The following is an 18283-nucleotide window of genomic DNA, read 5'->3' as shown; positions in this document are numbered from 1 at the left end:
CTACATAAACATTTCAAAATAAATCAGGCATATTCCACACGCGGCCCATGACACCATCGCAAATACAGTAACAATCATGTTTTCAGACCAGCCGTACTTTATCCCGTAATGATAATGAATTGGCGTAAAGCGGAACAGTTTCTTTTTCGTCCGTTTAAAATAAGCTACTTGGATGATAACCGATAGCTGTTCGGCAAGATAGATGATAAATAGGATCGGAATCAAGATTTCTACGTTTTCAATGATTGCGAGAAAGGACAAGGTCCCTCCTATCGCTAAAGAGCCTGTATCCCCCATAAACGCTTTTGCCGGATATAAGTTATAGATCAAGAAACCAAGAATAGTTGCAATCATCACCAGACAAAACACTTTCACTTCTGTATTCTCACTAATGACAAAGAAAAAGAAGTATGTAGGAATCGCTACCATGCCCAAAAGCCCGTCCATTCCATCGGTAAAATTGATCGCGTTGGCGGTACCCACGATAAACAGAGTGATAATCACAAGGTAAGGAATGTACGGCAACAAGATGTGATATGACTCCGTCACGCGGATGCTTGTATCAATGTTGAACAGATCGATTCCAATATATAAAAGCAAAATCGTAAATCCAAATTGAAAGATGAGCTTTGTTTTCCCTGATACCCCGCCTGGATCTTGTTTGGACGCTTTCCAAAAATCATCAAGAAAACCGATAAAACTAAAAAGGACAAAGGTACCTACAAGGAAAATCATGATGGGACTTGTGTAATAAAACAAAGCGACTATGATTCCTACGAAGAACACACTTCCCGCCATAAGTGGTGTTCCCTTCTTTTCTTGATGATCTGCAGGAAGTTCCACTCGAATAGGCTGGGTCAGCTTTAATCTTTTAAGACTAAAAATCAATACAGGTGCTATAAGAACCGTTAATAAAAACGTGATAAATGCAGGGGTAAGCTGTAGTAGCATGATAATCTCCTTTCAAGTCCGTCACGTATATAGAATTCGATAAAAGTTAAAATGTTCCTTCAAATTTTAACAAAGGGGTCTGTCCCGGGACAGACCCCCTACAATTCTGACAATTCTATAGGACCTTGTACTGTGGGTCTTCTGAGTGATGGACAGTCCTTTTCTGGATTGATACTGTAATAAAGTGTAAGAATTTTCAGAATAAGGAGATGTACATATGAGAGGAAAACGTGTTTTAGTTTGTACCATGCTAAGTACAGCCATGCTTTTATCCAGTGTAACCCCTGCAATTTTTGCCGAAGATTCTTCAATCAACAATCAAATAAAACCAGGGGATTGGAACCGTCCTGTTCAGTCTTCTGCTGTTCTTCATCCCGGAACTCCTGAAAGCGCTTCACTCAAAAGAGAGCCGCTTCAAAGAATCGATTCTTTTATCGAGAGTGAAATGGAGAAACGGACAATGCCCGGTGCGGTCGTTCTAGTCGCTCGCAGCGGAAGCATCGCAAAGCATGATGCTTATGGATACTCTGCTCTGTATACCGATGATCAGTTTACTGAAATGGACAACCCTGTAGAAATGAAAAAGGATACCATTTTTGATATCGCCTCCATCTCTAAACTTTTTACTACAACTGCCGCGATGCAGCTGTACGAACAAGGGAAATTCAACCTGGATGATCCAGTAGGAAAGTACGTCCCTGAATTCAACGAGAATGGTAAAGAATCCGTAACGATCAGGCAGATCATGACGCATACCTCTGGTTTCACAGCGTGGATCCCGCTTTACAACATGGGAACGAACCGTGAAGACAGGCTGCAGATCGCGTTAAAATACCAGTTGAAAAATCAGCCTGGCACGACTTATACATACAGTGACCTGAATTTAATCACACTTGGCGTTTTAGTTGAAAGATTGTCTGGTCAAAGACTTGATGCGTTTGTAAAAGAAAACATTACTGAGCCGCTCGGAATGAAAGATACGATGTACAACCCTCCTGCTGAACTTCGTGACCGCGTGGCAGCTACAGAATATCAGCCAAATATCGGCCGCGGCATGGTTTGGGGCAGTGTGCATGACGAAAACGCATGGAGCCTTGACGGTGTAGCAGGTCATGCTGGAGTTTTCTCAACCGCTAAAGACCTCGCAGTTTTTGGCCACATGATTTTACAAAAAGGAAAGTATGGTTCGACTCAGATACTCGAACCAGAAACAGTTCGCTTATTAACTGAAAACCAGCTTCCTCAGTTCCCTAGCAACTCACACGGACTCGGCTGGGAGCTGAATCAAGGCTGGTACATGGACTCTTTAGCAAATGAAGAGACTCTTGGTCATACTGGATATACAGGGACATCAATGGTCGTATCGCCGAAAAATCAAATGATCGTTTTAACGTTAACAAATCGGGTCCACCCTTCTCGTGCTACCGTTTCGATGAATCCGATCAGACGTGAAGTGGCTCGTCTTGCAGGAGATTCGATATCCGTCTCTATGGGGCAAAAGGATAAAGCTTGGTTTGCGGGGTATGGCGACAAACTTGCAAAGAATTTAACTTTTAAACTTGAAGAGGGTCAGAATACACTTCACTTCCAAAACTGGCTCAGCATCGAAACTGGCAGTGATAAAGGGCTGGTTCAGGTTTCTGAAGACGGTGAAACATGGACGAACTTACCTGAAGTTTACACGGGTAAGGATGAAAAATGGTCGCACGAAAAAGTGGACCTTCCTGATGGAACACAATTCGTCCGCTTTCTCTATCAAACGGATGGATCTGTAAACGGCAGAGGCTGGTATGTAGATGATGTGTATGCTACTGATTCGGACGGAAATAAAGAGAAATTAGAAGTAACCGAGAGCCAGTGGGAACAGCGCAGCTGGTAAAAAGCATGAAGCAGCTCTGCTCTCTGTAGCAGGACTGCTTTTATTTTTTTTGAAGGGTTAAGTCATCTATTACCGAAATATGTTATTAGAAAAACATAAGGAGGGATAACGATGAGTAAATCATTAATCCATGAGATGCATTACTTTAGGATACCTGTTTTTAATCTTCAAGAGTCAATAACCTGGTACACAGAATGTTTAGGTTTTCAATTAAAGCACAGTGATGGAAAACTTGCTGTTATAGAACTGAAATCTGGTCCATTACTGATATTAGTACAAGGAGATCCGGATTCCAGGGGGCATTTCACCATAAACGGACAAGCCGAATTTTCTATCGGATTTACAACTTCAAATATCAAAGAGCTGCATACATATTTAACAAATCAAAATGTGAAAGTGGATGAAATGCAAGAAGACAGGGGGCACAGCTATTTTCATTTCTTTGATCCTAGCGGAAATAAACTCCAAGTACACAATTAATTCAAAAAAGCAGTCACACCATAACGGTGGACTGCTCATTTCTCTTTACTCTTTTTCCTAATATGCTGTTCTGTCACAATGGCAAGATAGGCTACAGATAGAAATCCGATACCTCCAAAAATAATAGCAATCGTATCTAGTTTTTCAAATTCAAGATTGATAAACATAGAAAAATAGCTAAAACTTAAAATGAAGAGAGCTAACCAGTGAGAGTATCTTTTAAAAAACATTTTCATTCTGAAATAATCCTCTCCGGTCTTGTATACACGTTCATCGAGTCTCCACGGATAAACCCAACCGTCGTAATTCCGAGTTCTTCTGCTGACTGCAGGGCAAATTCGGTCGGGGCGGATTTGGACAGTACGATCTCGCATCCGATTTTCGCTACCTTCAGCAAAATCTCTGATGAAATCCTGCCGCTGAACACGAGGATCTTGTCTCCTATGAAAATATCATTCTTCAGGCAATAGCCGTAGATTTTATCAAGAGCATTATGGCGTCCAATGTCCATCCGGCTCAGCACAATTCCGTTCACATTGCATAGTGCTGCGTTATGCACACCGCCTGTTTCTTGAAAAACACCAGCTGTCCCCTGCATCTCCTTCATTAACCGGAAACAATCCTCAGGCGTTACCTTTACCCGAACCTCGTTCATGTTCTTTGCCGTAAGCGCATCGTTCGCAAACACAAAACCTTGTCTGCTCATCCCGCAGCACGAGGTTATGTATCTCTTATTCTGCAGATTTTGATATAGGGGATTGAGCCGATCCGTCGTCACATGAACATAGCTTCCATCCTCTTGCACCCAGATGTCTTTTATATCTTTATAGTTTCGTATAATTCCTTCTGAGGCGAGATAGCCGACAACCATGTCTTCTATGTATTCGGGACTGCAGACCATTGTCACAAATTCTTCCCCGTTAATTTTGATCGTCACTGGAAGTTCAGTCACGATGGTGTCTTCAACTTGAACAGCCTCGCCATTTTTAAAATGAAGAACTTCGCGCTTTGTAACAACAGGTTTCATGAGTGGTTTCTCCCCTTAAGCGATGGGTTTATCGAAAACGAATACGGAAACTGCCATGTCCTCATCCACTTTAAAATCTGAGAACAGATAAACAAACTTTGCACCCGTCACATCTTCTAATCCTTCTGGCGGTGCTGTTGCATAAATATCCTGGATCAGGCGCGTTCTAGCCGCATGCACCATCTCTTTACCTTCAGATGTTCTCGCGATAAACTTCTCAGTCGGAGTCAAGTTTCCGTACATGGTCGAGATCGCCATATTTTCTATGAACACCGTATGAATCTTCTCAGGACCTTTTCCTAACAGGTTCTTTCGCAGCTTTCGGATAATATCATTGAAGTCGTGTACCTTTTTAGACATTTGAACCATCACCACTGTTTCTCCATTTTTTACTAATCATACATGATGTACTTACTTTTCGCACGTGAAAAATTCTTATTATTGCTATGCAGCTTTTAGTTTTAGACTAGATACTTTTTACGGTACGTGTTCTTTTATTTATTACACGTTCGCCCGGTCGAGGTGGAGTTTCACCCTTCAGAAGGCTCGTTCCACTCCAACATGACTTACTTCCACCCCGTAACTTATCCGTTTTACCCGATGCGCCCTTGTTTTCGCCCCATGGCTCTCTTTACCCGAAAAAACTCCTTTAAAAAATAGTTCAAAGTAATATCATTTCTTAAAAATAACGAGTTTTGAAGATTCATTGTTCTTTTCCTATGAAAACGCTATAATAAGAGAAGAAAAGTTGGATGCAGGAATAACCTTTTGTTCTTCTTCCCTCTTACTGAAATACATAACCCGTATATTTTCACTGGAGAAAATATACTCAATGTTGGATTGGCTCGATAGTATGATCTGCTATTAAACTATTCCACCATGATACACATTTTCTGTACTTCATAGAATCTGTGCATTCGTGGTGGATTTTTGTGTACTTTCATAATTGAAAGGAAGGTCTTAAATGGATAAAATGATTCAAATCAAGATCGACGGGAAGGCGTACGAAGCTCCGTCAGGCACATCTATACTTGATATCATCAACAAAAATGAACTGCCTCATCCGCAAATCTGCTACACCCCTCAAGTGGATCCGATCGAAACGTGTGACACATGTATCGTTGAGGTAGATGGAAAACTGATGCGTTCGTGCTCGACGATGGCACTCGACGGCATGAGCATCGAACGTTCTTCTTCTCGTGCGAAAGATGCGCAAAATCAGGCGATGGACCGCCTCTTGGAAAACCACCTTCTTTATTGCACAGTCTGTGATAACAACAACGGGAACTGCAAATTGCATAATACGGCTGAACTGATGGAGATCGAACATCAGTCTATTCCCTATTCTCCAAAAGAAGAACCGGTTGATATCGATATGTCTCACCCGTTTTACAGATATGATGCGAACCAGTGCATCACGTGTGGACAATGTGTTGAAGTGTGTCAGAACCTCCAGGTGAACGAGACACTTTCGATCGACTGGGAACGTGAACGCCCGCGTGTAATTTGGGACGCTGGATCAAGTATCGATGAATCTTCTTGTGTTGGCTGCGGTCAGTGTGTAACGGTTTGTCCGTGTAACGCACTTATGGAAAAATCCATGCTTGGTGAAGCTGGTTTCATGACGGGATTAAAGGAAGATCTTCTTGAGCCGATGGTGGAACTTGTAAAAGAAGTTGAGCCTGGCTACAGCGGTATTTTCGCTGTATCTGAAGTAGAAGCTGCTATGCGTGAGACGCGTACGAAAAAAACGAAAACGGTTTGCACGTTCTGCGGTGTTGGCTGTTCGTTCGAAGTATGGACAAAAGGCAGAAAAATTTTAAAAGTGGAGCCGAGTGAAGGTCCAGTAAATGCGATTTCTACGTGTGTAAAAGGAAAGTTCGGCTGGGATTTCGTGAACAGCGAGGAACGTCTGACTACACCTCTTATCCGTAAAGACGGCGTATTTGTTGAATCCACTTGGGATGAAGCACTAAGCCTAATTGCCAGCAAGATGGGTCAGATCAAACAAGATTACGGCAGCAACGCGCTTGGGTTCGTGTCGTCATCAAAAATTACGAACGAAGAAAACTACTTGATGCAGAAGTTTGCCCGCCAAGTCATCGGTACGAACAACGTAGATAACTGCTCGCGTTATTGCCAGTCTCCTGCAACAGACGGTTTGTTCCGTACAGTAGGTATGGGTGGTGACGCCGGTACGATTCAAGATATCGCAGAAGCTGGCCTCGTTATCGTTGTTGGTGCGAACCCGACAGAAGGACATCCGGTACTTGCGACTCGTGTAAAACGTGCACACAAACTTCATGGACAAAAGCTAATTGTCGCTGACCTGCGTAAACATGAACTCGCTGAACGGTCCGACATCTTCATGAGCCCAAAACAAGGAACCGACCAAGTGTGGCTCATGGCGGTAACGAAATATATAATCGATCAAGGCTGGCATGACCAGAAGTTTATTGACGAAAACGTTCACTATCTTGATGAATTTAAAGAAGTTTTAGAGAAATACACGTTAGAATACGCCGAAGAAATTACGGGTCTAACTCAAGAGATGATGATTGACGTAGCGAAAATGATTCGCGACGCAGATGGCACATGTGTACTTTGGGGCATGGGTGTTACACAGAACACAGGCGGAAGTGATACATCGGCTGCCATTTCGAACCTCCTTTTAGCAACTGGAAACTATCGACGACCTGGTGCTGGAGCATACCCGCTTCGTGGACACAACAACGTTCAAGGTGCGTGTGACATGGGTACCCTTCCAGCTTGGCTGCCTGGTTATCAGCATATTACCGATGATGTTGCCCGCGCAAAATTTGAAAAAGCGTATGGCGTGACGATCGACAGCAAACCAGGTAAAGACAACATTCAGATGGTTGAAGGAATCGGTAAAGGCGAGATCAAGGCGATGTACTTAATCGGTGAAGACATGGCCTTAGTGGATTCCAACTCTAACCACGTACATGACATGCTTTCTCAGCTGGATTTCTTTGTTGTACAAGATATTTTCCTAACAAAAACAGCGCAATACGCAGATGTCATTTTACCGGCTGCTCCTTCACTAGAAAAAGAAGGGACATTTACGAACACAGAGCGCCGCGTTCAGCGTTTGTATCAAGCACTTCCTACAACAGGAGGATCACGACCAGACTGGGAGATTATTCAGGCAATTGCAATTCGCATGGGTGCTTATTGGAACTATTCACATCCTAGTGAGATTTTTGCAGAGATGGCATCTCTCGCTCCATTGTTTGGTGAAGCGAACTATGATGTTCTTGAAGGCTGGGGCAGCTTCCTTTGGGGAGATTTCAGCGGAAAGAGCACACCGCTTCTTTATACAGAAGGATTTAACTTCCCTGATAAAAAAGCACGCTTTGCACTTTCTGACTGGATGCTGCCAGCAGAGTTTCCTGAAGAGTTCGATCTGCATATAAACAATGGTCGTATGCTTGAACACTTCCATGAAGGTAACCTGACGAACAAATCGAAAGGGATTCAGCATAAAGTGCCTGATGTATTCGTTGAAGTGTCACCTGCTCTTGCTGAAGAGCGCGGTGTAATTGACGGTTCAGTCGTTCGCCTTATCTCTCCATTTGGAGCAGTAAAGCTGAACACACTCGTTACTGACCGTGTTAAAAATAACGAGCTCTATCTGCCTATGAACTCAGTAAACAATGAGACAGCCATCAACTTCCTGACAGGTCCAGCTGTCGATCATCGAACACATACACCAGCTTATAAACAAACAAAAGTAAGGATGGAAATCATCAGCCGTGAAGGTGAAGTGAAGCTTCCTGGCAACAACCCTAGGAACAAGAAACGCCATCCTCAAAATGGTGTAGAAGTACAGCGTAAATGGAACCGTCCGGGCTATGTCCACCTGACGGATGAAGTATAGGAGGGCTGATTCAATATGGCACAACCGATTACAGTCGTTAAAAAAAATGTGAAAACAGAAGAACAGATCCAGCAAGAAAAGCTCGCTGAATTGCAAAAGGCATTAGCTGAAAAAGATGCAGCCTTAACAAAAGCGCTTGATTTTATTGGAGAGCTGGATAAAATCGGTGCGTTGGAAGCAGCGAACGCCATGCTCGAAGCAAAAGACAAAATCGCAAGTATTGCTCTCGGCCAGGTTTCCCGCGAACCGGTCACGAACATGATCAACAACTTGATGGGTGCGGCTGGCGTCCTGACGAGGATGGATCCAGAAGCAACAACAAAACTTCTAGACAGCGTCGTATCCGGTTTGAAGCAAGGCGAAACTTTTGTAGAAAGTGAACAAAAGATTGGCGCTTTCGATTTAGTGAAGTCATTGAAAGACCCAGACATTAACCGTGCTATCGGGTTTGGTCTTCACTTTTTAAAAGGCATGGGGCAGGAATTGAAGAAATAAAGAAGAGATGACCGTCATTATTGGGGGTCATCTCTTTTATTGTGAGTACATGAGGTTAGGATTTGTCCAAAATCGTTTAAACTTTTTTATGTGTGGATAAATTTTGAATTACCCTGTATTAAATATAAATTAACAGCTTAACAATGCAATTAGCCGCTCCCTTTCTATTGAATTAACCAGCAATGGAATGCGAGGACCACTATTGCTGTTCAAAACAAGCTGATAGATGATGGTAAACAACCGTTTTTGGTAGTTTCGTTTCACTTTTGGATCATCTACCTGACAAATATCGTACACTTTTCGCATGAACTCCTCTTCAGAAAGCTCACAACCATCTTCCAGTATTTCCACAAACCTTTTAACCCACCTCTGTTCCTGATCTGTCAAAGTCTCATAATATTTGAGATTCTTCTTATCATTTATCATGATTACTTTCTCTGGACACCAGTTTCGAAGCCAAAATTCTGCTCTCTTACAAACTTCTTGAACTACTTCTATCGTGTAAGCTTCACCTGTCCGATTAAGCACATCTCTAACTAGAAAAGCATCAAAATTCACCAGTGGAAGGATACTCGCAACTTGAGCAAACTTTGGACTTTTTAAAGGTCTCGGTGTAACTACAGACAAGTCTAAAGCAACTTTGATCTCTTCTTTCAAGTGGGCTGGTTCGGCATCTCTAAATCTCTCATATTCCGTATAGTTACGAATCACATCCTCATCCAATCCAATATGAAAAGCAGCGTTCGGATTATATTTCGCAAACATGAAAAGAATGATTTCCGGAGTATAAACACTTAACAACTCTGCAGGTGTAATGTTGTTCCCGGACGAACTGGACATCTTCTCCCCGGTCCCTTTAATACTGATGAAATCATAAGGTTCGTATAGAGGTGCCTCTTGGTTAAAAACTTTTGAAGCCATTTCACTTGAAACCCTAAAGCTGCCTGTCTCGGATGAATGATCTCGACCGCCTGGTTCAAAGACCACATCTTCTGCCATCCATCTCATCGGCCAATCGACTTTCCAGTTTAATTTCACATTGGTGGCTTCCATAACTTCCACAGTGTTTGAATGGCCACACGAACACTTATAACCTAATGTTCCATTTTCAAACCCTGTAACACGTACCGTATCTTTTCGGCAGTTCTCACAATAAATATTCACCGGATAAAACCTTTCCCGCTCCTCCTCACTCGCTTCTCCGGTCTTATATTTCATAAGAATATCGTAAATTCGCACTCTCTCATTCAATGCATGAAGGATGTGTGTATTGTATCTTTTGGATGTGTATTCTTTGTTTTGATAGATGAACTCTGGAACAATACCAAAAGCTTTCAACGATTGCTCAAAATCTCTTTCAAAGTGTTCCGCATAAGAACTATGGCACCGGAATGGACAAGGAATTTCTGAGTATGGCATGCCAATGTATTGTTCGAATGAAGGATCCACATTCTTAGGTACTTTACGAAATCGATCTAAATCATCCCATGAAAAAATAAAGCGTGTTTTCTTACCTAGCTGCTGCAGAGCCCTCACTACAAAATAAGTTGTAACGACTTCACGGAAGTTTCCGATATGAACGGAACCTGATGGACTGATTCCTGAAGCGCAAACAAAGGTTTCTCGCTCAGGATGGTTACTGATTAATTCTTCTGCTATACGATATGCCCAATGCATCTCTCATCACCTCTCAGTATTATTAAGAAAAACAAAAAAGCCCTCACCCCCAAGATTATTCATCTTGAGGACGAGAGCTTATCAGCATTCGCGGTACCACCTCAGTTTGTTAACATGTCGCCATGCCAACCTCTTCAGGTACGGCAATGAAAAATAATCACTTGCATATACCCTATCTCTGTAACGGGAGATCCCGTTGTAGTATCAGCAAGGTTCTCCTCGCATCCGTACAAAGCTCGGAGGCTTTTTTCATTAAGACGATTATTGCTCTTTCACACCAACCAAGAGCTCTCTGGAAATAATACAGCTTAATTACTCGTTCTCTTCATAGCCAATTATTGTTAAATTTTTATTAGTATACGAAGATTTCTTACAGATGTCAAAGGCTTTTTGCAAAATATTGTTCAAGCGTAGATTCCCATCCTATTTGAGAGTTGGATCCGGGCAATTTATTAAGAATAGCAATAACTGCAGAGTCAATCCCTTCGCTCGTATCCACTTCGATATCATAAACCTCACCCTGATTATGCACATAGTTCAGCTGTGATTTTGCTTGTCCAACCGGCCTGTCCCTTCTGTCTTTCTCTCTTTTTTCAAGTTCAGTAAGTGAGCAATGAACACCTACAAATAATACAGGATAATCATTCAATATTTCATAACAATCCTTTATTGTATCTTCGTTATGTAAAATTTGATCAACAACAAGATTAATGCCTTTATCAGAGAACATCGCAATGTTGCGATGAAAAAAATGTTCGGTTGGAACAGGAATCAGATGATCGATATCCCGTTCCTCCATCTTTTCGATAATGGTGTCAAAATCATCAATACTGAAGTGAAAATAATCGGGCAGCTTTTTTACCAATTTTTTTGCTAAAGTAGATTTCCCTGAACTTGATACACCGTTTAATAAAATAATTTTCCCTTTGCGCATTTCATTTCCCCTCTAAAAGTCTTATAAAGATGACTTTTTGTTACTTTGAATAAAATGTTCATTCAATTTTTTAATCTCTTCTGCTTATATAAAATGAAGAGGTGAGCAACTTTCGCTCACCCTCGTTTTAAGAATAAATAACGTTATACGTTGGTTTAATAACTCCGTTGTCAAAGTGCTTTATATCGATTAAATCCAGTATTAAATTAGAGTTAACTCCGTCTAATAAAGGCTTCCCTTCACCTATAATGACTGGATTAACCTTTAAGATGATTTGGTCGATCAGATTTTCCTGGATTAATGATCCCGCCAGCATGGAACCACCGCATAGCCATAGCTTGCCTTTTTCTTTATTCTTTAGGTTTCGAATATACTCGACCGCATTATCTTTTATTAGCTCTACTTTTTCATTTGATTCAAACTGCATTGAGCTCGAAAAGATGTAATGCTTTAAATCTTTAAAAGCACTAGGTTCACCAGGTTTCAGTCCGAATTGAAAACCATATTCGTACGTTTTGCCGCCCATCAGTACAGCATCATACCTGCTAACATCTTCTAAAAAGCCAGTTACATGATCACCTTCGTATAAAAAGACAGATGGACCAGCATTTCCGTCTTTGTCCGAAATAAAACTGTCCACCGTTGTTGCTATATGATAGATAAGTTCAGCCATAAAAGCCACCTCCTTATAATTGTTATTAATCATTTTGAAATTCTTCTCTCAACAGCCCCATCACAATGGTGTCATAGTACTTTCCATCAATAAAAGCATCGTCCCTCAGACGTCCTTCAATGACAAAACCGCATTTTTCATAAGCACGAACCGCGCGCGTGTTACCGCTCCACGTATCCAGTTGAATCCGTCTTAAATTCATCGTTTTAAACAGATAGTCGATCAAAGCTTTTAGGGCATCTGTTCCATAGCCTTTGCCCCACAGCTCTTTTTCTCCAATCCCAAGACCGACAACGCACCGTCGTGCAACAATATCAAGATTTCGATAACCGATTGATCCTATGTGCCGGACATTTTCTCCGAGTGTATAGATCGAAAACTCTCCCACTTCCCGTTTATCAATGGTCCGAATATCTTTCTCATAGCATGCTTCGAGTTGTTCGAGCGGCACATGACTATAGCGATAAAGACCCGAGCCTGCATCCCACCTTGCCGTTTCTTCATCGTTCCGCCAATGGTAAGTCCGCTTATGGTCTTCTAGTGATACCGGACGCAACTCTACTTTTTTTCCTGTAATCATAGGGGTGATCCCTTCCCTTCATTTGTTGTCCAACAAACTGTTCAGAATAAATCCTGTTAACACGTACCATTGGCATCACCCCTCTCACAATCTATCAATTATTTTAGAAAAGGTCTGATTTTCGGAAAAATTTTCACTGCTGTATTATAAAAAACATCCTCATGATGCTCTTCTGGTATGATTTCTTTTACAAAGTCAATGTACGGCTGGATGGGCACAAGCGGCCAGTCTGTTCCGAACAAAAATTTCTCGTAGTTATCCGTAAAAGTAAGTGCATGCTTCAGGTGGTTAAAGAAACGGGGAGAATCTTTGTATCTATTAATATCTTCTCTCGTTCCAACGACCAGCCCGGAGAGGTCTGCATACATGTTGCGATTCTTGTAAACGACCTCTGCCCCGTCAAGCGTCCACGGATCACCGAAATGGGCCATCATAAAATTTACATCACGGTGCATCACAGCTACTTCATCAAGCGTCAACGGATGAGAATACTTCAGCAAACCACGCTCGGAATAGGTGTCACCGGTATGGAAAACAACCGGGAGACCGTACTTTGCGGCAAGTTTATAAACCGGCTGATACACTTCGTCGTACGCATAATATGGATAATAGCCTAAATAGATTTTCAGACCGACTACTTCAGGCTTTTGAATCGATTCTTCGAGTTCTGCCAATTCTTTTTCGCCTAAGTGATAAGGATTGATGCCAGCACAATACACCACATTCTCTGGAACCTTCACATCTAGATCGATTCCCATTGGCGTTGCAGCCAAGGGGTCTGGAAACCCCTCCACCTCCTTCTCGGTCAGCCCCATAGCAATACCGAGCACTACGCCTGCTTCATCGTATTCTTTTATAATTCCGTCATAGGAATAGTCCAGTTTGGACAGATCTCTAGCTGTTTGCTTAAAGCTTTCAATGTTTGAATAATGCATATGTGCGTCGATGATTTTCATGGACTCTCTCCCTTGTTGAAGTTAGCTGAAATAAATCTTTTTTAAATCTTCTAAAGCTGCATCTGGAATTACTTTATTGCCAAACAGATAGAAAACAGGTGACGTAAAGTGCTTAGCCCCATGTTCCAGATTAAGCTTCTCTGCATAGCCAAGCTCAATAACTTCTTTATTAATATAAGAATCTACAAATGTCTTATTTTTATTGGCGACAATCTGCAGCAAATTCTCATGTTCATCGGATCCAAACACTACACTTCGGTCAACTGCCATCTCTTGTTCCCCTTTTCCTCCATAAACCATCGCCCATTCACCCGTTTCAGCTTGGAAGCTAGCCCAGCTCTTCGTGAGTTCAGGTCCTGGATTCAAGAAACAACCCGTATAGAAATTCTTAGCTTGAAGGTAGCTGCCCATGTTTTGAACGATCTCTGTTATGTGGCAAAGAACAGGAACACCCGGCAGCATCAAGAAATACTTGTGGATTTCAATCCCTTTGAAAGTTTCATGCTTTTTGTATTTCGTTGAAACCTTCAATCCTTTCCACAGGTTTCCTTTGCTGTCCTCTTTCTCAACAGACTCTACGAAACTCTTTTCTTTTAAAAGTGAGTTTAGACTCGTACCTTCAATCAGCCCAGCAATCCCGCCAAACCAAGGGTTCCACCAAGATTTTGGAGCTGGCTTCGGAAAAGGTGAATCCATCCAATCATGGTTGTTGTACTCAAGAGAAAACAGACTCGGTGCAAATTGAGCAGATGCAGAAATCTTAATTTCTCCGTTATCGGCAGACAAAACTTCTAAATCCTTCTTTATGCTTTTCTCGAACTGAACCGGTTTATCCTTCATGACAAAAGCCGCAGTTTGACGCGTAATATCAATGGAATCCAGGTTCATTTTTGCTGTTAAGACTTGAACCGCTTCTTTCTCAGGTAACGGGATATCAAAAGAAGCTTCCGTTAACTCCTGGTCTGAAGCAAAGAGATGACTTTGCAGAATTTCGTCATCCATCTTCATTTCGATCATTCCATTGAAGAAGGATGATTTATGATCTTTTACTGCTGCCTTTATTTCATTTCCGCTTACAAAAGGATTACCGTCGTTAACAGAAACCGTCATATGGTTCGTTAAGCTCGGTTTGTCACTTCTTTGAACAGCGTATTGCCTGAAAGACTGCCAGTCATGAAAAGCCCCGATGGAAAGGGTAACAGGATTCGTCTGAACGGTTTGATGACCCTTCAGCTTTCCGAAGTTATGTTCAAAGTACATAAACCAAGCAGCAAAATGGATTTTGTCTTCCTGCGACCACGTAATGCCTCTTGGATTGTTCTGTCCTCTCAAGAAAATCCAATTCTCAGTTACATTGCTGCTTTTCCAGTAGTCTAGGAATGAACCCATAGAGTCATTCAGTTCCATGAATTCTCCTTTGTAAGGAAGTACCGCTCGCTCTAAGAGTCGGCTTAGAATCGGATTGTTCAGCCACACCTCTTCTGTTGTTTCCATGTCATTTGTGTTTGTAATTTCATAATGTTGCTCTACCAAACCTTCGCTGTATAATTTCACAACGGATGTTAATTGGATGCCAGGAAACGCCTTTGAAAGATAGACGGCTTTAAACCCTGCATACCCGGCATCTAAAATAGGTTCAAAACGGTCTGGACGGATGCGTGACAATTCTTCAGAAAACGGTTTTCCAAGCTTCGGCACCATAAAAGCTAACTTAAAATCATGACTGCCTTTACCCGGTGTGATCCAGTTGTTGAACTTATCAACCTTCAGGTGGTATTGACTGTTGTACACATAATAAAACGCTTCACATTCCCCTGAGAATTTTGCACCTATTCCTTTAAATGCGGTTCCTGCTTTTTTAGTAAAGACTACAGAACTGCCATCCTTTTTTATCGCTGTAATCTGAAGATCAGCCGAATAGAATCCATGTTTTAATAAGATGCAATTTACGGGGATCGATCGTTTTGCGTTCGCTGCCAATGTGACACTTACTGCCCGATTCTCTAATTGGATAAGGTCAGACTCTGGCAGTTCAAATGTAAATACAGCTTCTTCATTAAAATTATTTTCCAGATCAAGATAAAAAACGGATGGTTTCCCGGTAAACGTTAACGCATCAGAAGATTTGCAACTCAAGTTCAATGGAAACTTAGGTCTGATCCCTACTTTAAAATGCGCTTTCTTCCCGTTGATTGTCAACAGCGAACTCACAGCTGGATGCGTGCGCCAGACGCTTTGCTCTTCTTCAATCGGATTTAATGTAAACGGAACTTCAACTGTCTCTTCCTTTTGAACCATTGCTTTCTTAGAGACTTGAAATTCTATGTTTTTATCGTTCACACCTTCAATAGCCACCGTTAAGGGTTTGCCAGACTTATTGATGATGTTGTACTTCACTTTATATTCAGATCCAAAAACGAGGTTGAAGTCTTCAACAGTCGCTGAAATCAAGTAATCATCTGTTTCGATCAAACGCAGCCCTCTGCCGAAGCGTTCAAACTCCATTCTTAATTTCTCATTATTTTCGTTTTCCCATGAGTACTCATAATAGTGGAACTCATTCTCTTTATTGCCGTCAGGAACGACCTCTATTTTCCGGGTGCTGTTATCGTACCAGTTCATTTTCTGAAAGTATTCAACAACCGCTTCCGTTTGCATGACTGTCGGCATAAAGTTCATGAGGTGTGTTGTGTCGTCACGCTCTTCCCAAAAGAACCCGCACTTTTTATATAATGGAACTGCTTTTGTGTTACCCGGCCATGTATAGAGATCAAGCCTCGGCCACTTCATTTCAATCGCTCTTTCAAGCGCTTTTAGAACGAGCTTCTTCCCGATCTTTTTGCCGTGATAATCATTTCTTACATTCAATAAGGGAATATAAAGCGCGCCTTCGTCTTCACGATATTCTCCAAGACTGCAATAACCAACGACTTTATCGCCATCAAGCGCCAAGTATAAGTGGAGGTTCGTTGAGTTAGCTTCCTGCTTCATTACTTGTTCTTCGGTCATGATTGTGTTGCCGCCGCCCCAGCCGTCTCGACTTTTATTCCACATCTCAGCAACGGCAGCCGCATAACTCGAGTCATATTCTACAATCGTAATTTGATCTGTTACTTGTTTGTTTAGTACTTCCATTTCCATTACCTCCAGTTGGTTTTTATCTACCTGTGTTTCTGCGATTCCACCTTTTCTTGCGTGATTTTCTGAACTGTATCATCTTTGGCACCCCTTTGGTATTTTTGTTCCATTCTCTTCTTTGACAAGTTGATTGGAGCGCAAGGTGCGAGACTCCTGCGGGATCAGCGTGCCAACCACCTGAGTATACTTCTCAGCAAGGCATGCGACGAGGAAGCACGCTGCGATAGAATTTCTTGCAGACGCAGGAGCACATTTTTGCCTCCAGCCTAGAGGCTCACCGCACGCCCCGCGGAAAGCGAGCATACTGGAGCGGAAATCCACTTTCAAAAAGTTTGCGAAAAAAAAGATCACCCCAAAATTGCTGGATGACCTTTTGTTTAAACCATAAAAAAGCATAAAAAGGCCCCAGAATGCATACACATCCTGAGGCTCCGGTTCACGAATTTAAAAAATTATAAACGGATTCCATAAAGAAGGTTGTGTATTGGACAGTATTTAGTTGTTTTAATAGTTTTTAAGTTAAACTTTATCATGTCCAACGCCTCCTTTTTTCTACTATTTTCCTTACCTACAATATTGTAAAACAGATGGATATAAAAGTAAATATAATTTTCAGAAAAATTTATTATTTTCTTTCTATCCCTCATATGAATAATTCACAGAGCCTCTGATTCCTAATCGAACCTTAAATAACCCTCCTGTTAAGGGATATTCTCTGAGCTGCTCTTCCGTCATGTTTTTTCTGGCAGTAGTTATATAGAGAGTCTTCAAATCAGAGTCGCCAAATGTACATGAGGTAACATTCAGAGCCGGAATCGGAATCGATAGTAGCTGTTCCCCTGTTTCAGGATTCCAGCGTGAGACTCTAGCTCCGCCCCAATGCGCAATCCAAAGCATCCCCTCTTCATCAATCGTCATTCCATCTGGAGCTCCTTCTCCTTCTTTAAACTGGATAACCGCAACTGGATTTGCAATTTTTCCGGTTTCCTCATCATAATCAAATCTAGTAACCTTTTTAGTCGGCGTATCGATTAAGTACATGAATTTATGATCAGGAGACCAAGCCAGACCATTAGATATCGTAAGGTCCCCAACTTTTTTCTCCACTTTCAAATCCGTATGTAAACAGTAAAGAGATCCCCTTCCCTGCTCTTCGCTCAGACTCATCGTACCTGCCCAGAATCGTCCATACGGATCACATTTCCCATCATTAAAACGATTCTCTGGCAGATGATTCTCAGGATCAGTAATTGGTGTGAGCTTCTCAGTATCTAAGTCTAAAAAGTAAAACCCTTTTTCCATGGCCACAACTACTCCGCCTGATTTTCTCGGCACGACAGTCCCCACGAGTTGATCCACCTGAATCTCTTTATTCTCCTTTGTTTCCGGGTCGTATCTATTCACTGTTTTACCTAAAATATTCACCCAGTAAAGTACACCTTTTTGCTTGTCCCAGCATGGCCCCTCGCCTAAATCTGCTTTTGCTGGTATTACTAGTTCTGCTTTTCCCATCAATGTTTTAACCTCCTAATAGAAACAAATTGTCTATCATCTTCATTCCCTAATATCAACATAAATATGATTATGATTAT

The 18283-nt window shown here is 41.8% G+C and carries 15 protein-coding genes and 1 other annotated feature; of the genes, 4 read left to right on the top strand and 11 right to left on the bottom strand.

Annotated elements, in window-relative coordinates; genetic code table 11:
* Complete coding sequence (mraY, locus tag ACFQ4X_RS02365; protein WP_379832963.1) at positions 1-951, bottom strand: phospho-N-acetylmuramoyl-pentapeptide-transferase; 951 nt, start codon at positions 949-951, stop codon at positions 1-3.
* A 217-nt stretch (positions 952-1168) separates the two neighbouring features.
* Here mraY and ACFQ4X_RS02360 point away from each other — a divergent pair, with 217 nt between their 5' ends.
* Positions 1169-2830, top strand: a complete 1662-nt coding sequence (locus tag ACFQ4X_RS02360) for a serine hydrolase (RefSeq protein ID WP_379832962.1) — start codon at positions 1169-1171, stop codon at positions 2828-2830.
* A 111-nt stretch (positions 2831-2941) separates the two neighbouring features.
* Entirely contained in the window at positions 2942-3310 is a 369-nt protein-coding gene (locus tag ACFQ4X_RS02355; protein ID WP_379832961.1) for a VOC family protein, read from the top strand.
* A 35-nt stretch (positions 3311-3345) separates the two neighbouring features.
* Here ACFQ4X_RS02355 and ACFQ4X_RS02350 read toward each other — a convergent pair whose 3' ends face one another.
* From ACFQ4X_RS02350 to ACFQ4X_RS02340, 3 genes are read right to left on the bottom strand one after another with little or no spacing between them, the layout of a single operon-like run.
* Complete coding sequence (locus ACFQ4X_RS02350) at positions 3346-3546, bottom strand: hypothetical protein (protein ID WP_379832960.1); 201 nt, start codon at positions 3544-3546, stop codon at positions 3346-3348.
* Positions 3543-4337, bottom strand: a complete 795-nt coding sequence (gene fdhD, locus ACFQ4X_RS02345; protein ID WP_379832959.1) for a formate dehydrogenase accessory sulfurtransferase FdhD — start codon at positions 4335-4337, stop codon at positions 3543-3545. Before fdhD ends, ACFQ4X_RS02350 begins: the two co-directional genes overlap by 4 nt.
* 15 nt (positions 4338-4352) lie before the next feature.
* On the bottom strand, positions 4353-4697 hold the full coding sequence (locus ACFQ4X_RS02340) for a DUF2294 domain-containing protein (protein ID WP_066287265.1): 345 nt from the start codon (positions 4695-4697) through the stop codon (positions 4353-4355).
* Between the two features lie 613 nt (positions 4698-5310).
* Between ACFQ4X_RS02340 and fdhF the strand changes: the two genes are divergently transcribed.
* Both fdhF and ACFQ4X_RS02330 read left to right on the top strand, forming a co-directional pair.
* Complete coding sequence (gene fdhF, locus ACFQ4X_RS02335) at positions 5311-8238, top strand: formate dehydrogenase subunit alpha (RefSeq protein WP_379836998.1); 2928 nt, start codon at positions 5311-5313, stop codon at positions 8236-8238.
* 15 nt (positions 8239-8253) lie between these two features.
* Positions 8254-8733 (top strand): DUF1641 domain-containing protein, encoded by a 480-nt coding sequence (locus ACFQ4X_RS02330; RefSeq protein WP_379832958.1) that lies wholly within the window; start codon positions 8254-8256, stop codon positions 8731-8733.
* Positions 8734-8862: 129 nt separating this feature from the next.
* Here the strand turns inward: ACFQ4X_RS02330 and lysS are convergent, their stop codons facing one another.
* The 7 genes from lysS to ACFQ4X_RS02295 all read right to left on the bottom strand — a co-directional run bounded on the left by lysS (position 8863) and on the right by ACFQ4X_RS02295 (position 18206).
* The gene (gene lysS / locus ACFQ4X_RS02325) at positions 8863-10410 is read right to left on the bottom strand and encodes a lysine--tRNA ligase (protein ID WP_379832957.1); all 1548 of its coding nucleotides are present in this window, start codon (positions 10408-10410) and stop codon (positions 8863-8865) included.
* Positions 10411-10473: 63 nt separating this feature from the next.
* Positions 10474-10748, bottom strand: a binding site (T-box leader).
* A gap of 41 nt (positions 10749-10789) precedes the next feature.
* Complete coding sequence (locus ACFQ4X_RS02320) at positions 10790-11344, bottom strand: chloramphenicol phosphotransferase CPT family protein (protein WP_379832956.1); 555 nt, start codon at positions 11342-11344, stop codon at positions 10790-10792.
* A gap of 127 nt (positions 11345-11471) precedes the next feature.
* Positions 11472-12017, bottom strand: a complete 546-nt coding sequence (locus ACFQ4X_RS02315) for a dihydrofolate reductase family protein (protein ID WP_379832955.1) — start codon at positions 12015-12017, stop codon at positions 11472-11474.
* Positions 12018-12042: 25 nt separating this feature from the next.
* Entirely contained in the window at positions 12043-12597 is a 555-nt protein-coding gene (locus ACFQ4X_RS02310; protein ID WP_379832954.1) for a GNAT family N-acetyltransferase, read from the bottom strand.
* 98 nt (positions 12598-12695) lie between these two features.
* Complete coding sequence (locus ACFQ4X_RS02305; protein WP_379832953.1) at positions 12696-13553, bottom strand: amidohydrolase family protein; 858 nt, start codon at positions 13551-13553, stop codon at positions 12696-12698.
* A 21-nt stretch (positions 13554-13574) separates the two neighbouring features.
* Positions 13575-16688, bottom strand: a complete 3114-nt coding sequence (locus tag ACFQ4X_RS02300; protein WP_379832952.1) for a GNAT family N-acetyltransferase — start codon at positions 16686-16688, stop codon at positions 13575-13577.
* A gap of 639 nt (positions 16689-17327) precedes the next feature.
* Positions 17328-18206, bottom strand: coding sequence for an SMP-30/gluconolactonase/LRE family protein (locus ACFQ4X_RS02295; protein WP_379832951.1), 879 nt, complete (start codon positions 18204-18206; stop codon positions 17328-17330).
* Between the last annotated feature and the right edge of the window lie 77 nt (positions 18207-18283).

The organism is Fictibacillus halophilus, assembly GCF_042680145.1.
Lineage (GTDB): Bacteria > Bacillota > Bacilli > Bacillales > Fictibacillaceae > Fictibacillus > Fictibacillus halophilus_A.
Note: the sequence above shows the minus strand (reverse complement) of the source record. Positions and strands in the feature narration are given on the sequence as shown.